14 protein-coding genes are annotated in these 14,838 nt (G+C 72.6%); 2 read left to right on the top strand and 12 right to left on the bottom strand.

Translation table 11 applies throughout. The features are described 5' to 3' along the window. Positions 1 to 771: 771 nt before the first annotated feature. From ACZ6AA_RS02560 to ACZ6AA_RS02545, 4 genes are read right to left on the bottom strand one after another with little or no spacing between them, the layout of a single operon-like run. The gene (locus tag ACZ6AA_RS02560) at positions 772 to 1,200 is read right to left on the bottom strand and encodes a lasso peptide biosynthesis B2 protein (protein WP_471455848.1); all 429 of its coding nucleotides are present in this window, start codon (positions 1,198 to 1,200) and stop codon (positions 772 to 774) included. Then, entirely contained in the window at positions 1,197 to 1,490 is a 294-nt protein-coding gene (locus ACZ6AA_RS02555; RefSeq protein WP_471455846.1) for a lasso peptide biosynthesis PqqD family chaperone, read from the bottom strand. The genes ACZ6AA_RS02560 and ACZ6AA_RS02555 overlap by 4 nt, the downstream gene beginning before the upstream one ends. 16 nt (positions 1,491 to 1,506) lie before the next feature. Beyond that, a complete protein-coding gene (locus ACZ6AA_RS02550) occupies positions 1,507 to 3,417 on the bottom strand; it encodes an asparagine synthase-related protein (RefSeq protein ID WP_471455844.1) in 1,911 nt (636 codons plus the stop codon). Between the two features lie 34 nt (positions 3,418 to 3,451). Continuing rightward, complete coding sequence (locus tag ACZ6AA_RS02545; protein WP_468451082.1) at positions 3,452 to 3,589, bottom strand: lasso RiPP family leader peptide-containing protein; 138 nt, start codon at positions 3,587 to 3,589, stop codon at positions 3,452 to 3,454. A gap of 367 nt (positions 3,590 to 3,956) precedes the next feature. Here ACZ6AA_RS02545 and ACZ6AA_RS02540 point away from each other — a divergent pair, with 367 nt between their 5' ends. Further along, positions 3,957 to 4,289, top strand: coding sequence for an STAS domain-containing protein (locus ACZ6AA_RS02540; protein ID WP_468451080.1), 333 nt, complete (start codon positions 3,957 to 3,959; stop codon positions 4,287 to 4,289). On the opposite strand, the gene ACZ6AA_RS02535 is transcribed toward ACZ6AA_RS02540, so the two are convergent. Both ACZ6AA_RS02535 and ACZ6AA_RS02530 read right to left on the bottom strand, forming a co-directional pair. Then, positions 4,200 to 5,183, bottom strand: a complete 984-nt coding sequence (locus tag ACZ6AA_RS02535) for a sigma-70 family RNA polymerase sigma factor (protein WP_468451078.1) — start codon at positions 5,181 to 5,183, stop codon at positions 4,200 to 4,202. The genes ACZ6AA_RS02540 and ACZ6AA_RS02535 overlap by 90 nt on opposite strands. A gap of 192 nt (positions 5,184 to 5,375) precedes the next feature. Further along, positions 5,376 to 6,725, bottom strand: a complete 1,350-nt coding sequence (locus ACZ6AA_RS02530) for an MFS transporter (protein ID WP_471455840.1) — start codon at positions 6,723 to 6,725, stop codon at positions 5,376 to 5,378. A 62-nt stretch (positions 6,726 to 6,787) separates the two neighbouring features. Here ACZ6AA_RS02530 and ACZ6AA_RS02525 point away from each other — a divergent pair, with 62 nt between their 5' ends. After that, positions 6,788 to 7,750 (top strand): LysR family transcriptional regulator, encoded by a 963-nt coding sequence (locus ACZ6AA_RS02525; protein WP_468451074.1) that lies wholly within the window; start codon positions 6,788 to 6,790, stop codon positions 7,748 to 7,750. A gap of 74 nt (positions 7,751 to 7,824) precedes the next feature. Here the strand turns inward: ACZ6AA_RS02525 and ACZ6AA_RS02520 are convergent, their stop codons facing one another. The 6 genes from ACZ6AA_RS02520 to ACZ6AA_RS02495 form a co-directional block, all read right to left on the bottom strand. Then, positions 7,825 to 8,607: a hypothetical protein gene (locus ACZ6AA_RS02520; RefSeq protein WP_471455837.1), complete on the bottom strand. Its 783-nt coding sequence runs from the start codon at positions 8,605 to 8,607 to the stop codon at positions 7,825 to 7,827. A gap of 330 nt (positions 8,608 to 8,937) precedes the next feature. Further along, positions 8,938 to 10,218 (bottom strand): thymidine phosphorylase, encoded by a 1,281-nt coding sequence (locus tag ACZ6AA_RS02515; RefSeq protein ID WP_471455835.1) that lies wholly within the window; start codon positions 10,216 to 10,218, stop codon positions 8,938 to 8,940. Positions 10,219 to 10,345: 127 nt separating this feature from the next. Next, complete coding sequence (locus ACZ6AA_RS02510) at positions 10,346 to 10,744, bottom strand: cytidine deaminase (protein WP_468451068.1); 399 nt, start codon at positions 10,742 to 10,744, stop codon at positions 10,346 to 10,348. 25 nt (positions 10,745 to 10,769) lie between these two features. Beyond that, positions 10,770 to 12,032 (bottom strand): ABC transporter permease, encoded by a 1,263-nt coding sequence (locus ACZ6AA_RS02505; RefSeq protein WP_468451066.1) that lies wholly within the window; start codon positions 12,030 to 12,032, stop codon positions 10,770 to 10,772. Beyond that, positions 12,029 to 13,180 carry an ABC transporter permease gene (locus ACZ6AA_RS02500; RefSeq protein ID WP_468480453.1) on the bottom strand — a complete coding sequence of 384 codons (1,152 nt, stop codon included), beginning with the start codon at positions 13,178 to 13,180 and terminating at the stop codon, positions 12,029 to 12,031. The genes ACZ6AA_RS02505 and ACZ6AA_RS02500 overlap by 4 nt, the downstream gene beginning before the upstream one ends. Further along, the gene (locus ACZ6AA_RS02495; RefSeq protein ID WP_471456600.1) at positions 13,177 to 14,832 is read right to left on the bottom strand and encodes an ABC transporter ATP-binding protein; all 1,656 of its coding nucleotides are present in this window, start codon (positions 14,830 to 14,832) and stop codon (positions 13,177 to 13,179) included. The genes ACZ6AA_RS02500 and ACZ6AA_RS02495 overlap by 4 nt, the downstream gene beginning before the upstream one ends. Positions 14,833 to 14,838 lie beyond the last annotated feature (6 nt).

The following is a 14,838-nucleotide window of genomic DNA, read 5'->3' as shown; positions in this document are numbered from 1 at the left end:
TCTGGTGGTCGGCGCGGTGCTGGATGCGCGCGGTGGTGACGGCGGCGGCGCCCTTGGGCACCACGGCGAGCGCGAGCAGCGGCAGCAGTACGGGGTGGAGCAGGGTCAGGACCGAGGCGGCGGCGACGAGTTGGCCGAGCGCGGACACCAGTGCCTGGGCGTCGGCGATCAGATTCTCGGTCGCCTCGGCGCCACGCCCCGCGGCCTGGAGCCGGTCGCCGAAACCGGGTTGGTCGTACGCCTCCAGCTCCACCCGCGGCGCGGCCGCCAGGATCTGGAGATCGGCCTCGGACGCGACCTCCGGCGCGAGCCGGGCGGAGGCGTAGGCGCCGACCGCGTCGGCCCCGGCGCGCACCCCGGCGGCGACGCCGACCACGACCAGTGCGGGAGCGGCCGCGGCCACCCGCTCCGCCACCGACCCCCCGTGGAACAACTGCTCCAACGCACCGGGCAACGCGGCGAGCCCGACGACCGCCGCCCCCACGAGAACGACCTGACACCCGGCGAGCCACACCATCGCCCCCCGATCGGTACCCCACCCCAGCCGCACCGCGGCCCCGAGCGTACGAGGCAACCGCCCGGCCATCCGCCACCAGGAGGCATCAGCGATGTCCTCGAACCGCGGATCCCTGCGAAGGCCAACCTGCTGAGGGGAATCGGTCACGCACCCATGCTGAGCCGCGAGCAAACGCACGCGCCTTCAAAGCCCCCGAACACCCCCACAAGGAGTGATGCGGGTTCGGGTTCGGGGTGTGGGTCTCGTGGGCGGGTTCAGGGGCGCTCCTCCCGTACGCCCCGCACCACCATCATGCGGTGGTACGCGGACGGCTGGTGCGGTTCGCCCACCGGGAGGCCGTCGACCTCGACCCAGGCATGGGCGCGGAACGGCCCCGTGCGCACCCCCGTGCACCAGTCCGGCCAGACCCCGCGCATCCGGCACAGCAGCGCCGTGGCCACGGAACGCTGGAGGCAGCCCTCTCCGGCGCAGCGCGCGCTGACGGCGACCACTTCCCGGCGCGCCGCGAGGGCCTGGGCCGCGGTGGCCGGGGCGGCACCGCGCCGGGCCACGGTGAGGACGCGGCGGATGCGGTGCGGCTTGAGCGTGGCGATCAGGCGGGCGGCGGCCGTGGCCAGGAGCGCCGGTGGGCGATGGCGCAGGGGCAGGCCGGTGTGGGTGGCGGGCACCATCGGCTGGCTCATCGGGGCACCACCAGGCGGGCCGCGAGCAGTTCGTCGGTGATCGCGGCCGAGTCGGCGCCCGCGCGCTCGACGGTGAGACGGGGGTGGGCCTCGCGGAGAGCGCGTGCCGTGTCGGGCGGTGCGGCGCCGTCCATCAGGCTGCGCAGCACCAGCGCGGCCGTGCGGTTCAACTGCCAGTAGCGGCCGGTGACCTCGTCCAGGAGCACCATGCCGTCCGCTGTGTCCGTCGCGCAGACGTCGGGGCGCAGGGTCAGGGCCTGCGCCAGGGGTGAGGGTACGGGCGGGGTCACTTTTCTCCTTCGGGGGTCACGGTGTTCCTTCGGGGAGCGTGGTGGGCGCGGGGCTCGGCCGGCCGGTGCGCGCGGGGGCCGCGCGGAGCCAGATCTCCGTGCCCAGGCTGGAGCTGAGGGAGCGCAGGGCCTCCGGGGTGGGGTGCACGCCCAGCAGGGACGCGCGGACGGCCGCGTCGTCGATCAGTCCGGCGCGGGCGAGCCGTGAGTCGTCGAAGAACGCGACCAGGGCGGCGCGGTTGCGGCGCAGGGCCGCGTGGAAGTCGGTGCTGTACTCGCCCTTGGTGTGGCGGCGCAGGACGTCGTCGGGCACGGTGCCGCGCACCGCCTCGGCGAGCACGGGCTTGTAGCGGCCGGGGGTGCTGCGCTCGGCCACGCGGATGGCGAGAGCCGCCTCGATCACCTGGTCGTCGAGGAAGGGCGCGGCCTGCCCGAGGCCGCGGGCGGAGGTGACCTGGTCCAGTTGGCGCAGGCCGCGCCCGCCGGTCCGTACGCACGCGAGTGCCGTGTGCTGGCCGCGCTGGGGCGCGAGGGGCTCGGCGGTGCCGGTGTTCTCGGCCGCCTCCAGGAGCAGGCTTCGGACAGCCCGGACCGCGTCGGGGGTCGCCCAGGGCGGCATGGGCAGGTCCACGCCCCACGCCGTCGAGGGCGCGCCGCGCACCAGGGCGGCCGATGACTGCTCGGCGACGCCCAGGCCCTCGGCCCACGCGGTCAGCCACTGGCCGAACGTCCTGCGGTCGGCGAGCTGGCGCAGGAGGGGGCCGAGCGGCCAGTGCTGGGAGGCGCGCTGGGTGCGGATGCGGCTGTACGCGGCCAGCGGACGGCTTCGTACGTAGTCGTGCAGGTGGGGCGGGAACGTGCTGAACAGCTCGTCCCCGCCGCCGCCCATCAGGTGCAGCCGCGAGCCCCGGCCGGTCATGAGGCGGCAGAGTTCCGCCATCCTGGCGCCGTCGCGCACCCATGGCCCTGGCTCGTCGGTGGGGACGGCGTCGCCGGTGAGGGCCGCCAAGTCGCTGTACCAGAGGGGCCATTGGTCGCGGTCGGGCGTGATGTGCTCGCTGTCGGGCAGGTGGGCGGCGGCGCGCGCGGCCCAGGTTCCGTCGTCGTTCTCCGGGTCGATGCTCTGCCAGCGCAGGGTCACGAGCCTCGCCCCGGGCGGGCGGGTCCGCTCCTGCTCCCGGGCGGCCAGGAAGCACAGGCTGGTGGAGTCGAGGCCGCCCGACAGATCCGCGCTGACGGTGCCCCCGTCGGCCGTGCAGGCGGCCACCGCCGCGGTCAGCGCGGCGCGCACCTCGGGCAGTCCGTCCCGCCAGGCGCGGTGCGGCTCCGGCGGGGTCCACCAGCGCCGGGTGCGGGCCCGCCCGTCCGGGTCGAGCAGCAGGCTGTCGCAGGACCGTACGGCCCGGACGCCCTGCCAGACGCAGAGGTCGTCCAGCGGGTACGGCAGCGGCGACGCGAGCAGGTGGGCGGCGAGGATCCGCTCGTCGGGGGCCGCCCCGGTCGCGGCGGCGAGCCGGTCCGCCCGGTCGGCGGCGACGGACGCCCCGGCCACCCGGGCGTGGAAGAGCCGCCGCACCCCGGACGCGCTCCCCCGGGCCCGGACCGCGCCGTCGACGGCGGCGACGAGGTGGAAGCTGCCGGTCAGGCCGTGGGCGATCCGCTCCATGTCCTCGATGGCGCCGACGTCCCGCAGCCGTGCCGCGCGCGCGGACAGCTCCTCGGCGGTGACCGGGCAGCGCCCGATCACCGCGACTCGCCGCGCCCCTGCCGTTCCCACCGTCACGTGTCCGTCCGGCCAGCTGCCGAGCAGCCAGGGCCGGCCGGAGGGGTGTGCGACGGTGTCGGTGGCGCAGGGGCGCAGGAGTCGCGCCGCGGCCACGCCGGATTCACCGTCCGGGAGGATCGTGAACCATACGTCACCGCTCATGGCACGTCACCCGTCATGTGCTGTCGGTCCGGGGTCAGTTGGGGCCGAGGTACCACTCGTAGGGCGGGAAGCCGCCCTCGTAGTGCGCGCCCAGGGCCTCGCCGCGGGTCAGTTCGGCGAAGTCACCGACTTCCACCATGGCCGGGGGTTCGTACATGTCGTCCTGCTGCATGAAGGGGCTCCTCTCGTCCGCCGGTGGCGTGGAACTCCACGCCGATGCGGACCGTGCCCAGGGCCTCTCGGGACTACGCCCCCGGGATGCCCGTCCCACCTGATCCAGTGAAGTGGAGGGGTTTGCCCCCTCGGAGGAGGCACGAGGGCGGTGCCGCGTGCGCCGTGCGCGCCCGGAGTCGGGGCGGGATCGGCGGGGCCCCGCGCGACCCGGGAGAGCCGGACGGGTTCAGGCCGACGTGGCCCGGGGCGTGCCTGGGGATCGGCGGGCGCGGGAAGAGTCCGCGGGGCTACCGATGAGTTCCGAGGGCGCGGGCGGTCCCCCTAACGTGGCAGTCTCTCAAGCACATTCGCCGAACCTGCTGGTCATGAGCGGGCCCGTCCGCCAGGACGACATACCGCGGCTGGTCGCCGACCTGCACGCCGTCGTGCTCGCGTCCGGCGCCGCCGAGGTGATCTGCGACGTCGGCGCCGTGACCACCGCCGACCTCGTGACCGTGGAGGCGGTGGCGCGGCTCAGACTGGCCGCCCGCAGGGCGGGGACGGGGCTGCGACTGCGTGGCCCCACCCCGGCCCTCTGGGCGCTGCTCCGGCTCGTCGGCCTCGCGGAGCTATGCGTCGAGGTGGAGGGGGACCCCGAAGAGCGGGAACCACCTCTGGGTGTCGAGGAAGCAGTGGAATCCGGCGACGCGGCCCGCTGAGATCTCGATGACCTGGATCGCCCAGGGCATGTACCCGCCCTTGTCGGGGTCCGGCTTGTACTGCGCGAAGCCGGGGGTGCCGTTGACCGCGACGGGCAGCAGCCGGGAGCCCTCGCACTGGGCGCCGATGGTCGCCATGAAGCCCGTGATGTCCTGCGGGCCGCGCAGCCACAGGTCGAACGGGGGCATCGTCATGATCGCGTCTTCGTGCAGCAGGGCGGTGAGGGCCGCCATGTCATAGCCCTCGAAGGCGGCGACGTAGCGGTCGAGGAGCTTCTGCTGCTCCTCGTCCAGCGGGTCGGACGTCGCCGTGTCGTCGGCCGGGCGGTCGGCGAGGGTGGCGCGGGCACGCTGGAGGGCGCTGTTGACGGACGCGACGGTCGTGCCGAGCAGCTCGGCGACCTCGCTGGCCTTCCACGCCAGGACCTCGCGCAGGATCAGCACCGCCCGCTGCTTGGCGGGCAGTTGCTGCAGGGCCGCGATGAAGGCGAGGCGCACCGACTCCTTGGCGACGGCGGCCTCGGCGGGGTCGCCGATGGTGGGCAGGACCCGGCCGTCCGGTATCGGCTCGAGCCAGACGTTGTCCGCGCGGGGGGTCAGGGCCGCCTGGGCCAGGGGCGTGGAGGCGGTGAGGTCCATGGGGCGGGCGCGGCGGTTGCCCGCGTTCAGCATGTCCAGGCAGACGTTCGTCGCGATGCGGTACAGCCAGGAGCGGAGGCTGGAGCGGCCCTCGAACTTGTCGAAGCTGCGCCAGGCGCGGACCATCGTGTCCTGCACGGCGTCCTCGGCCTCGAAGGCCGAGCCCAGCATGCGATAGCAGTACCCCGTCAGCTCGACGCGGTGCTTCTCCAGTCCGGCGTCCAGTTCCGTGGTCGCCCCGGTGCTGTTGCTCATCCCACCCACCCCTGTGCCTCTGCGTGCGTCTGCCCGTCGGCGCTGAAGTCCCAGCACCTCGGAAGCTACCGCAGCCCACTGACAATGGCCTCCGGAGCGGCGAAACCGGCAGCTCAAAGGGGTTGTTTACGGTAAGGGCGCACCACCGGTGGACCGGTGGTGCGCCCTTGACCCGGGTGCCGAAGCCGGAGGTCAGGCGGTGCGGGCCGCCGTCACCCGCTCCACGCGTGCCACCCGGCTCCCGTACAGCGTGATCGACACGACGCCGACGACGGCGAGGATGCCGAGGCTCACCGTGCCGCCCCAGCCGCCCGCGTGGAAGGCCATGGCGCCGAGGGTGCCGCCCGCGCTGGAGCCCACGTAGTACGCGGACTGGTACAGCGCGGAGGCCTGTGCGCGGCCCCTGGTGGCCGTGCGGCTCACCGACGAGGACGCGACCGCGTGGCCCGCGAAGAAGCCGGCCGTGATCAGGACCAGGCCGAGCAGGACGAGGACGAGCGAGGTCGAGAGGGACAGGAGCAGGCCGCCCGCGGTGGTGCTCACGGCCAGGTACAGGGCGCCGCGCCTGCCGAGCCGCGCCACCAGCTTCCCGGCCGCCGCCGACGACGCCGTACCGACGAGGTAGACGAGGAAGATCGAGCCGATGACGCCCTGCGGGAGCGAGAACGGGCCCTCGGTGAGGCGGTAGCCGATCACCGTGTAGACCGCGCCGAAGACGGTCATGAACAGCGCGCCGATCGCGTACAGGCGGCACAGGAGCGGGTTCGACAGGTGCGAACGGACCGTGCGGGCCAGCGACTTGGGGCTGAGCGTGCCCGGCGTGAAGTGGCGCGGGGCGGGCAGCAGGGCGCGGAAGGCGAGCGCACCGGCCACCGCGAGCAGGCCGACCACGGCGAGCGCCCAGCGCCAGCCCCAGGCCTGCGCGGCCCAGCCCGTGACGATGCGGCCGCTCATGCCGCCGATGGAGTTGCCCGCGACGAACATGCCGATCGCGGCGACCAGCGCCTTGGGGCGGACCTCTTCGGCGAGGTACGCCATCGCGGACGCCGGGAGTCCGGCGAGCGCGGCGCCCTGCACGGCGCGCAGCGCGATCAGTACGCCGATGTTCGGCGCGAACGGGACCAGCAGGCCCACGGCGACGGCCACCGTCAGCGAGACCGTCATCAGCGTGCGCCGTCCGAACCGCTCCGACAGGGCGCTCAGCGGAAGCACGAACAGGGCGAGCGCGCCCGTCGCCGCCGAGACCGTCCAGCTCGCCGTGGACGCGCTCACGCCGAGGTCGGCGGAGATCAACGGGAGCAGGGCCTGGGTGGAGTACAGGAGCGCGAAGGTGGCGACGCCCGCCAGGAAAAGGGCGAAGCTCATGCGGCGAAAGCCCGGGCCTCCCGGTGCCATGCGCGTGTCGTGGCCGTTCGTGGATTCGGTCGGCCCGGCCGATTCGATCGGCTTGGTCGACGTGGCGGCGGATGAAGGGGAAGCAGGGGACGACGGGGTGAGGGCGACCGCGTGGAGGGCGGGCGCCCCGCTACTGGCAGGAGGCATGCCACGAACGTACGGCCAGGATTCTCATGCGTCCAATGCATGGAATCGCCATAATCGTTCCCATGCAGCATCAGCAGAGGTCAGGCGTCCGCCTGTCGCAGAACAGTGACACAGAGGACACAGCTCACATCGTGCGGCTGCTCGCTCCGCGGCTCGCGTACTTCGCCGGGGTCGCCCGGACCGAGCACGTCACGCGGGCCGCGCGGGAGTTGGAGGTGCCCCAGTCGACGCTGTCGCGCGCCCTGGTGCGGCTCGAACAGGACCTGGGCGTCGAGTTGTTCGCCCGGCACGGTCGTACGGTGTCGCTGACACCCGCGGGCCGTACGTTCCTGGCCTCCGCGGAGCGGGCGCTCGCGGAGGTGGGCAAGGCGGTCGAGTCGGTCCGCGCGGACGCCGACCCCGCCTCCGGCAAGGTGGCGTTCGGCTTCCTCCACACCATGGGATCCGAGACCGTCCCCGGCCTGATCCGCGCCTTCCGCGCGGACCACCCGCGCATCCGTTTCTCCCTCGTCCAGAACTACGGCGAGGCCATGCTGGACCGGCTGCGCGCCGGGGAACTCGACCTGTGCCTGACGTCCCCCGTCCCCGACGCCCCCGGCCTCGTCGCCCGCCGCCTCGACGAACAGCGCCTGCGCCTCGTCGTCCCCGACGACCACCGCCTCGCCACCCGTAAGCGCGTCCGCCTCGCCGAGGCCTCCGACGAGGCCTTCGTGACCCTCGAACCCGGCTACGGCCTGCGGCGCATCACCGACGACCTGTGCGCCGAGGCCGGCTTCCGTCCCCGCATCGCCTTCGAGGGCGAGGAGGCGGAGACCCTGCGGGGGCTGGTCGCGGCGGGGCTCGGCGTGGCCCTCCTCCCACCGCCCGCCGTGGCCCGCCCCGGGGTCGTCGAACTGACCGTCACCGGGCAGCGGGCCGTGCGGGAGATCGGGGTGGCGTGGCTGGAGGGGCATCCGGACACGGCACCGGTGGCGGCGTTCAAGAAGTTTCTGCTGGGGAGGAGGGGGCGGTTGTTGCCGGAGTAGCGGCTGCGTGCACGACGGCCGGCGGAGGGCCTGCCGTACGCGGGCGCGCAGCACCCTGCCCACACCATGATGAGCTAATTCCGAACAGCCTTCACGGCCTGAGGGGGGTTCAGGGCCTCGACTGCCTTGCGTTCGGCGGCATCAGCTGCCTTGTTCTTCGCCACGTCCAGTCCCTCGGCATCCGCTACAGCCTTGGCCGCGTCCGCGGCGGGAGTGGCCGGAGCCGCAGCGACAGCAGCCGCCTTGGCGATCTTGTCGAGTTCAGCGGCCCTGGCGGCAGCGGCATCGGCGTTGGTACGAAGGCTGGCGGCGTCGTCGGCGGCCATGGCTTCGGCGTCGTCGGCCTCTCGCTTGGCATTCTCGGCGACGGTGGCACTGCTGGCGGCGACCCTGGCCGTCAGGGCGGCGAGATCGTCAGCGTTGCTCTGGGCGAGGGCGGCGGTGGTGGCGGCCTGCGTCGCGGCAGTCTTGGAGTCGAGGGCTTCGGCAGCGCGGGCCGCGGCATCGGCAGCTTTGGTGGCCGCTTCGTCCGGGGCGCCAGTGCTGACGACGCCGCCCGAGCCGTACTTGCCTGCGAACTCGCGGATCTTGCCCGCGGCGCCGGCGGCGCGGGCGGCAGCGCTGGCGGCGCGGGCCGCGTGGCACTGCTTGAACGCGGCGTCACGCCCGGCCGTGTCGGCGTCGGCGCTGTCCTCCTGCGCATCAGTACACGCCACGGCCTCCACCGCCCGCACCGAGGCGGCATGGGCGGGGGACCGGTGCGCTCCCCCGGCCGCCAGGGCCGGGGGAACAGCCCCCGCCACGGCCACCGCGGCCAGGGCAACCCCCACAGGAATGGTCCGGAGCATCAAGATCACCGCATCTCCGCGGTCCATCCCCAGCAGCCACCCAGCCGGACCTAAGACCATGAGAACGCACCCTCAGGGGCCGGGAAGGACCGACACAGATCGCCAGAGAGACAGACCGCACCGAAGAAGTCAGAGAGGAAGTCAGTGACCCGACCCACACAGGCGGACCCACTCCCACGACGCTAACCACACCCCCCACGCCCCCACACCCCGCATCCACCCACTCAGGTGACGAACACGGCCCGGAAGCGACGCTGCCGGGCCTGAATCGTGTGTGCGGGATCAAAGGACCCGACGCTCCCAGCCGGCCTCGGACACCCCCCGGGCGGAGCCCCGGTGTCAGGCCGAGACCCGCTCCAGCACGATCGGCCGCGCCGAGAACTCCGTCCCGGCCGGTGCCACGTCGTACGCCCCCTCCAGGGACTCCAGGGCGTACTCGAAGCGCTCCGGCGTGTCCGTGTGGAGGGTGAGGAGCGGGGTGCCCGCCACCACGGAGTCGCCCGGCTTGGCGTGGAGTTCGACGCCCGCGCCCGCCTGGACGACGTCCTCCTTGCGGGCCCGGCCCGCGCCAAGGCGCCACGCCGCGACGCCGATGTCGTACGCGTCGAGGCGGGTGAGGACACCGGAGGCGGGCGCGAGGACGGTGTGGGTCTCGCGGGCCTCGGGCAGGGCCGCGTCCGGGTCGCCGCCCTGGGCCGCGATCATCCGGCGCCAGACGTCCATCGCGGAGCCGTCGGCGAGCGCCTTCGCGGGGTCGGCGTCGGGCAGCCCGGCCGCGGCGAGCATCTCGCGGGCCAGGGCGAGGGTCAGGTCGACGACGTCGGAGGGGCCGCCGCCCGCGAGGACCTCGACGGACTCGCGGACTTCGAGGGCGTTGCCCGCGGTGAGGCCGAGGGGCGTCGACATGTCCGTGAGGAGGGCGACCGTGCGGACGCCGTGGTCGGTGCCGAGCCCGACCATCGTGGAGGCCAGTTCGCGGGCGTCGTCCAGGGTCTTCATGAACGCGCCGGTGCCCACCTTCACGTCCAGGACCAGCGAACCCGTACCCTCGGCGATCTTCTTGGACATGATGGAGGAGGCGATGAGCGGGATCGCCTCGACGGTGCCGGTCACGTCGCGGAGCGCGTACAGCTTCTTGTCGGCGGGCGCCAGACCGTCACCCGCCGCGCAGATCACCGACCCCGCGTCGTTCAGAACGTTGAGCATCTCCTCGTTGGAGAGGAGGGCGCGCCAGCCGGGGATCGACTCCAGCTTGTCGAGGGTGCCGCCGGTGTGGCCGAGCCCGCGCCCGGAGAGCTGGGGCACGGCCGCGCCGCAGGCCGCGACCAGCGGGGCGAGCGGGAGCGTGATCTTGTCGCCCACGCCGCCCGTGGAGTGCTTGTCGGCGGTGGGGCGGGACAGGGAGGAGAAGTCCATGCGCTCGCCGGACGCGATCATCGCCGCCGTCCAACGGGAGATCTCACGGCGGTTCATGCCGTTCAGGAGGATCGCCATGGCCAGGGCCGACATCTGCTCGTCGGCGACGGCGCCGCGCGTGTACGCGTCGATCACCCAGTCGATCTGCTCGTCGCTCAGCTCGCCCCGGTCCCGCTTCGTACGAATGACGGAGATTACGTCCATGGCAGCAAATCCCTTCCAGCGGTGCCGGTCGTCAGTGACCGGCGTGCGTCGAGCCGACTCTACGCGCATAGAGCGAGCATGCGGCAGGGCCCCCGCCAACTCGGCGGGGGCCGTGCCCGGTTCAGGGTCAGTTCAGGCGTTCCGGACCGAACGCGTCCGGCAGCATGTCACCGAGCGACCGCACCCCGGACGACGTCTCCAGAAGGAGCCCCGCGCCGCCGAACTCGTACAGGAGCTGACGGCAACGGCCGCACGGCATCAGGATGTCGCCCTTGCCGTCCACGCAGGTGAAGTGCGTGAGGCGACCGCCGCCGGTCAGCTGGAGCTGCGAGATCAGGCCGCACTCGGCGCACAGGCCGAGGCCGTACGAGGCGTTCTCGACGTTGCAGCCGGTGACGGTGCGGCCGTCGTCGGCCAGGGCCGCGGCGCCGACGGGGAATCCCGAGTAGGGGGCGTACGCACGGGACATGGCGTCCCGCGCCGCCTCCCGGAGCGCGTCCCAGTCGGCGTCCGCGGCGGCGGTCACTGTCCTCGCCCCTTGGCGGAGTGCGTCATTTCCCTTGTCCCTTCCGGTACGGCATCCCGTCCGCCTTCGGCATCCGCAGCCGCTGGGCGGAGAGCGAGAGCACCAGCAGCGTGACGACGTACGGCGTGGCGGTGACGACCTGGTTCGGCACCTCGTCGGTGAGGCCGTACCAGAGGAACATCAGCGCCGAGGCCGCCGCGGTGATCACCGCGGGGACGTAGCGCTTGCGCCAGATCAGGTAGGCCGCGCCGATGAGAAGAAGGATGGCGATCAGAAGCAGCAGAGCGTGGACATTCGTGCCGCCGCCCCGCAGCTTCAGGCTGTCGGTGTAACCGAACAGACCGGCACCGAGCGCGAGTCCGCCCGGCATCCAGTTGCCGAAGATCATGGCGGCGAGGCCGATGTAGCCGCGCTGGCCGGTCTGGCCCTCCAGGTAGATGTTGGAGGCGACCAGGGACAGGAACGCGCCGCCGAGGCCGGCGAGGCCGCCGGAGATGATGACGGCCAGGTACTTGTACTTGTAGACGTTGACGCCGAGGGACTCCGCCGCGATCGGGTTCTCGCCGCAGGAGCGCAGCCGCAGGCCGAACGCCGTGCGCCAGAGGATGAACCAGCTCAGCGGCACCATCGCGACGGCGATGAGGGTCAGCGGCGACACGTCGGTGATCAGACCGCCGAGCAGGCCCGCGATGTCGGACACCAGGAACCAGTGTTTCTGGTTGAGGTCCTGGAGCCAGTCCGAGAGCCCCGGCACCGAGAACTTGCCGAGGGATTCCACGCCGGGCGACTGCTTCGACGTACCGCCCTCCTCGCCCTCGAAGGCGAAGGTGGAGAGGTAGCGCGTGGTGCCGAGGGCGAGGATGTTCAGGGCCACACCGGAGACGATGTGGTTGACGTTGAAGGTGACCGTGACGATCGCGTGCAGCAGGCCGCCGAGCGCCCCGCCGAGCACACCGAAGACGATGCCGACCCACGGGCCCCACTGGTAGCCCGCCCAGGCGCCGAACCAGGTGCCGAGGATCAGCATGCCTTCGAGGCCGATGTTGACGACGCCCGCGCGCTCGGCCCACAGGCCGCCGAGGCCCGCGAGGCCGATCGGCACGGCCAGGCGCAGGGCGCCGGACATCTGGCCGGTGGAGGTGATGCCGTGGGCGTCGGTGATGAGCCGGACCACGGAGGTCAGGACCAGGACGCCCGCGATGATCAGGAGCAGGACGGGGAGCGAGATGCGGCGGCGGCCCGGCTTGGGAGTCGCGGGCGCGGCCTTGGTGACGGTTGCCGTGCTCATCGGGCAGCCACCTCCTTCACGGAGTCGTTGTTGCCGGAGTTGCCGTTGTCACGGGCGGCACGGGCCGCGGCGGCCAGTTCCTCACCGACACGCTGCTGCTGGCGGCGCAGGCCCCAGCGGCGTACCGCCTCGTAGGAGACGACGACCGCGATCACGATGAGGCCCTGCATGATCACCGCGATCTCCTTGTCGTACGCCACCGGCTGGGCGTAGTCGAGAGCGGGCGACGCCTTGTCGAGGAAGGCGATGAGCAGCGCGGCGAACGCGATGCCGACCGGGTTGTTGCGGCCGAGCAGGGCGATGGTGATGCCGGTGAAGCCGAGGCCGGTGGGGAAGCTCAGGCTGTACGTGTGGACGTCGCCGAGGAGGATCGGCATGCCCGCGAGGCCCGCGACCGCGCCCGAGATCACCATGGCGGTGAGCACCATGCGCTTGGCGTTCACACCGGAGGCGGCGGCCGCCGACTGCGAGGCGCCGGTGGCGCGCAGGTCGAAGCCGAAGCGGGTGCGGTTGAGGACGAGCCAGTACAGGACGCCGCCGAGGGCCGCGATGACCACGAAGCCGTAGATCTCGCCGGAGTCGCCCATGGAGATGCCGGGGAACCAGCCGGACTTGTGCATGACGCCGGTGGTCTGGTTGTTGCCCACCGGGACGCCGAAGTTCTCGGTGAGGGTGAGGTAGCCGATGACGCTCGTCGCGATGGCGTTGAGCATGATCGTGGCGACCACCTCGCTGACGCCCCGGGTGGTCTTCAGGATGCCCGCGATGCCCGCCCAGAACGCGCCGGTCAGCATCGCGACCAGGATGAGCAGCGGGATCTGCAGGCCGGACGGCAGCGAGACATGCGCGCCGACGACGGCCGTGACCATCGCGGCGAGCCGGTACTGGCCGTCCACACCGATGTTGAACAGGTTCATGCGGAAGCCGATGGCCACCGCGAGGGCCGCCAGGTAGTACATCCCGGCCTGGTTGATGATCAGGACCTGGACGTCGGAGAACCCGGCCTGCTCGAACATCAGGCTGTACGGCTCGATCGGGTTCTTGCCCGAGGCGAGCAGCACGACCGACGTCAGGGCGACGGCCGCGATGAGCGCGATGACCGGACCGGCCACCGCGAGGAGCACCCGCTCCTTGTCGAACTTCTTCATCGGGCCTCGTCCTCCGGGGCGGCTTCTTCTTGTACGTCGGCGGCGCCGGACCCGGCGTCCGCGGCCGCGGCGGTGTCCTCGGCGTCGTCCTCGACGTGCTCCAGGTGTCCGGACGCCGCGCCCGTCATCGCCGAGCCCAGCTCCTCCGGGGTGACCGTCGCCGGGTCGGCGTCCGCGACCAGACGGCCCCGGTAGATCACGCGAAGGGTGTCGGACAGACCGATCAGCTCGTCCAGGTCGGCGGAGATGAGGAGCACCGCGAGGCCCTCGCGGCGCGCCTCGCGGATCTGGTCCCAGATCTGCGCCTGCGCGCCGACGTCCACGCCGCGGGTCGGGTGCGCGGCGATGAGGAAGCGCGGCTTGTGGCTCATCTCGCGGCCGACGATCAGCTTCTGCTGGTTGCCGCCGGAGAGCGAGGCCGCGGTGACGTCGATGCCGGGCGTACGGACGTCGTACTCCTCGACGATGCGCCGGGTGTCGGCCTGCGCGCCCCTGGTGTCCAGCCAGAAGCCGCGGCTGTTGGGCTTCTCGGTGACGTGGCCGAGGATGCGGTTCTCCCAGAGCGGGGAGTCGAGGAGCAGGCCGTGGCGGTGGCGGTCCTCGGGGATGTAGCCGACGCCGCCCTCGCGCCGCCTGCGGGTCGCCCAGTCGGTGATGGTCTCGCCCGCCATGCGGATGACGCCGGAGTCGGCGTGCTTGAGGCCGATGAGGGCGTCGATCAGCTCGGTCTGGCCGTTGCCCTCCACGCCCGCGAGGCCGAGCACCTCGCCCTCGTGGATGGTGAAGGAGATGTCGTCGAGGAGGGCGCGGCCCGACTCGCCGTCGGCGAGCAGCTTCAGGCCCTCGACCTGGATCATCGGCCGGTCGGTGACCGTGGACTCCGCGGTCTCCGGCGTCGGCAGCTCGCTGCCCACCATCAGCTCGGCGAGCTGGCGCGGGGTGGTCTCGGACGGGACGGCCGTGCCCACCGTCGTACCGCGCCGGATGACGGTGATGTCGTCGGCGACGGAGAGGACCTCGCCGAGCTTGTGCGAGATGAAGATGACGGACAGGCCCTCGGACTTGAGCTCGCGCAGGTTGTCGAAGAGCGCGTCGACCTCCTGCGGCACGAGCACGGCCGTGGGCTCGTCGAGGATCAGCGTGGTGGCGCCGCGGTAGAGGACCTTGAGGATCTCCACGCGCTGGCGGTCGGCGACGCCGAGGTCCTCGACGTAGGCGTCGGGGCGCACGCCGAGGCCGTAGCGGTCGGAGATCTCGGCGATCTTGCGGCGGGCCCCGGCACCGATGCCGTACAGCTTCTCGCTGCCGAGCACGATGTTCTCCAGGACGGTCAGCTGGTCGGCCAGCATGAAGTGCTGGTGGACCATGCCGATGCCGCGGCTGATGGCGTCCGCGGGGCTGGCGAAGGAGACCTTCTCGCCGTCGACGGCGATGGTGCCCTCGTCGGGCTTCTGCATGCCGTACAGGATCTTCATCAGCGTCGACTTGCCGGCGCCGTTCTCGCCGACGAGGGCGTGGACGGTGCCCTTGCGGACGCTGAGGTGGATGTCGTGGTTGGCCACGACGCCCGGGAAACGCTTGGTGATGCCGACGAGTTCGACGGCACACGCGGCCGGGCGTTCGGTGGGCGGAGGGCTGGTGGACGCGTCGATGGCGCA

This window comes from Streptomyces sp. NPDC040610, assembly GCF_055594065.1.
The sequence above is the reverse complement of the archived record's forward strand: the minus strand, read 5'-3'. Positions and strand labels throughout refer to the sequence as shown.

Bases quoted from the DNA above. Each gene is read 5' to 3' on its own strand.
- ACZ6AA_RS02530 (WP_471455840.1), bottom strand. From the start codon at position 6,725: ATGCCTCCTGCCAGTAGCGGGGCGCCCGCCCTCCACGCGGTCGCCCTC.
- ACZ6AA_RS02560 (WP_471455848.1), bottom strand. From the start codon at position 1,200: ATGAGCCAGCCGATGGTGCCCGCCACCCACACCGGCCTGCCCCTGCGC.
- ACZ6AA_RS02505 (WP_468451066.1), bottom strand. From the start codon at position 12,032: ATGAGCACGGCAACCGTCACCAAGGCCGCGCCCGCGACTCCCAAGCCG.
- ACZ6AA_RS02525 (WP_468451074.1), top strand. From the start codon at position 6,788: ATGCAGCATCAGCAGAGGTCAGGCGTCCGCCTGTCGCAGAACAGTGAC.
- ACZ6AA_RS02550 (WP_471455844.1), bottom strand. From the start codon at position 3,417: ATGAGCGGTGACGTATGGTTCACGATCCTCCCGGACGGTGAATCCGGC.
- ACZ6AA_RS02535 (WP_468451078.1), bottom strand. From the start codon at position 5,183: ATGAGCAACAGCACCGGGGCGACCACGGAACTGGACGCCGGACTGGAG.
- ACZ6AA_RS02515 (WP_471455835.1), bottom strand. From the start codon at position 10,218: ATGGACGTAATCTCCGTCATTCGTACGAAGCGGGACCGGGGCGAGCTG.
- ACZ6AA_RS02545 (WP_468451082.1), bottom strand. From the start codon at position 3,589: ATGCAGCAGGACGACATGTACGAACCCCCGGCCATGGTGGAAGTCGGT.
- ACZ6AA_RS02540 (WP_468451080.1), top strand. From the start codon at position 3,957: ATGAGCGGGCCCGTCCGCCAGGACGACATACCGCGGCTGGTCGCCGAC.
- ACZ6AA_RS02500 (WP_468480453.1), bottom strand. From the start codon at position 13,180: ATGAAGAAGTTCGACAAGGAGCGGGTGCTCCTCGCGGTGGCCGGTCCG.